Origin of the sequence: Streptomyces bobili (genome assembly GCF_002154575.1) — a bacterium.
GTDB classification, from domain to species: domain Bacteria; phylum Actinomycetota; class Actinomycetes; order Streptomycetales; family Streptomycetaceae; genus Streptomyces; species Streptomyces bobili.
On the sequence record NZ_MUBA01000612.1, the window covers coordinates 1 to 2,384 of the forward strand.

2 protein-coding genes are annotated in these 2,384 nt (G+C 75.1%); one reads left to right on the forward strand and one right to left on the reverse strand.

Features of this window, described 5'->3' with window-relative positions; genetic code table 11:
* Nucleotides 1–893, reverse strand: an 893-nt coding sequence (locus tag BZL64_RS34895) for a class I SAM-dependent methyltransferase (protein ID WP_107430407.1), incomplete at its 3' end; no start/stop codon positions are given.
* Nucleotides 894–1,041: 148 nt separating this feature from the next.
* Here BZL64_RS34895 and cobT point away from each other — a divergent pair.
* On the forward strand, nucleotides 1,042–2,190 hold the full coding sequence (gene cobT / locus BZL64_RS34900; protein WP_086773079.1) for a nicotinate-nucleotide--dimethylbenzimidazole phosphoribosyltransferase: 1,149 nt from the start codon (nucleotides 1,042–1,044) through the stop codon (nucleotides 2,188–2,190).
* The last annotated feature ends 194 nt before the right edge of the window (nucleotides 2,191–2,384 follow it).

Consider the following 2,384-nt stretch of genomic DNA (forward strand, 5'->3'; position numbering starts at 1 on the left):
TCCCCCCGTACGGCCCTGGTGCGAGCCACCGCCCCCCGGGCGGTGGGTCGCAGGAGGGGCGTACGGGGGGACGGGACCGACCGGGAGAGGGACAGCGCGAGGGCCGCCCCGAGGTCGTGCGGGACATGGGCTCCGCTGCGGTCGGCCCTGACGATGGTGCAGCCCTGGGACTCCAGTTCGGCGCGGAGGTTGGGCAGCGGGATCAGGTGGAGGTGGCGCGGCTGGCCGTGGGCCACCCACCACTTGCCGAGCAGCGCGGCGAACGCGCTGCGCGGGTCGGGGAGTTCGAGGAGCAGATGCCCGCCGGGCCGCAGCGCGAGGAGGGCCGCGCGCAGTTCCGCGCGCGGGTCGAGGGTGTGCTCCACATGGCCGAGCATGCTGACGACGTCGTAACGGGCGCGCAGCCGTGCGCTGGTCGCCGGGTGGGTGAGCTGCCCCTGGTGGGCCTCCTCGACACGGCCGGCCTCCTGGGCCCGGACGACCCGCGGGGTGGGGTCGAGGCCGTCGAAGGAGGTGTAGGTGAAGACCTCCCTGGCCGCCTCGGGGAACAGCGCGTGTCCGGTGCCGACGTCCAGCCAGCTCTCGGGCTCGGGGTAGGGCAGCATCGCGCGGGCGGTGGCGAGGAGCCGGCGCCGGCGGGTGCGGGTGGCGAGGACGCGTTCGGCACAGGCGCCGGGCAGGTCCCTGGCCGGGGGGCGGTGGTAGAGGGCGAGCCCCTCCGCGGTCAGCTGCGGGTTCTGGAAGGCGTGGGCGCAGTCCCGGCATTCGTCCACGGCGAAGGTGCCCGGCCGGTGGTGGAGGAGGTCGGGTGCGCGCAGGCGGTTGCGCAGGCGTTTCGAGCCGCACCAGGGGCAGTTGTCGCGGCGCGGCTCGTGGATGGGCCTGGGGGGCATGAGCGGCTCCGTGAAGAACGTCGAGGTATGCGGCAATTCGCAGCAAAACGGAACGTATGGGATACCGATCTTGGGCGCAATGACGTCGTGGGGGTGTGGTGCGGATGTGGCGCCGGAGCGTGCGATCGGTGCCGGTACTGTTCGGCGAATGAGCTCGCTGAATCTCGACGACTTCACCGATCTGATCGAGCGCCCCGACGGCGGGGTGCGCCGCGACGCGGAGGCGCGCCGGGAACGTCAGGTCGTGCCGCCCGGATCGCTGGGCCGCCTCGACGACCTGGGTGAATGGCTGGCGGCGGCGCAGGGTTCGGTGCCCGTTCGGCCGGTCGCACGGCCGCGGGTGGTGCTGTTCGCCGGCGACCACGGGATCGCCGCGCTGGACGTCTCGGCGCGGCCCGCGGGCAGCGCGGCGGAGCTGGTGCGGGAGGTTCTGGAGGGCGGCCGGCCGGTGTCCGTGCTCGCCCGCCGGCTCGGCATCGCCGTGCGGGTCGTGGACATGTCGCTGGACTGCGAGCCGGACGCGTTCCCCGAGGACGTCGTACGGCACCGGGTGCGGCGCGGCAGCGGTCGTATCGATGTCGAGGACGCGCTGACCGCACAGGAGGCCGAGGCGGCTTTCCTCGCCGGGGTCGCGGTGGCGGACGAGGAGGCCGACTCCGGTACGGATCTGGTCGTGCTCGGCGATGTGAGCGTGGGCGGGACGACGGTGGCGGGGGTGCTGGTGGCCGCGTTGTGCGGGACCGACGCGTCCGTGGTGACCGGGCGGGGCGGCGAGGCGATCGACGACCTGGCGTGGATGCGCAAGTGCGCCGCGATCCGGGACGCGTTGCGGCGGGCACGGCCGGTGCTCGGGGACCAGTTGCAGTTGCTGGCGGCCGTGGGCGGCGCGGACTTCGCGGCGATGACGGGCTTCCTGCTGCAGTGCGCCGTACGGAAACTGCCGGTGGTGCTGGACGGGGTCGTGGCGGCGTCGTGCGCGCTCGTCGGGCAGCGGATCGCGTTCCGGGCGCCGGACTGGTGGCTGGCCGGACAGCGCAGCGGGGAGCCGGGGCAGGCCAAGGCGCTGGACCGGATGGCGCTGGAGCCGCTGCTGGACCAGGGCGTGACCGTGGGCGAGGGCGCGGGCGCGCTGCTGGCGCTGCCGCTGGTGCAGGCCGCCGCGGCCCTGGCCGCCGAGCTGCCCGAGAAGCCGCAGGAGCCGGAGGTCGAGACCGAGACCGAAATCGCGGCCGAGACCGGGGCCGAGACCGCGGAACCCGCCGAGGCGGAGTCCGCCGAGGCTCCGGGTACGAAGTAGCGACCGCCCCCGCCACCACCGTCAGCGGTGGTCGGCGGCCCGGATCAGCTCGGCGTCGGTCTTGCCGCCCAGCCAGTCGCCGAGCACCCGCCGGGGGCCCGCCCAGCGGCGGTCGTGGTGGTAGGCCCGCAGCACCGCCTTGGCGCGGGCGCGGGGGCGCCTGCGGTAGAAGCGGCGGGCCCACGGGGAGTCGG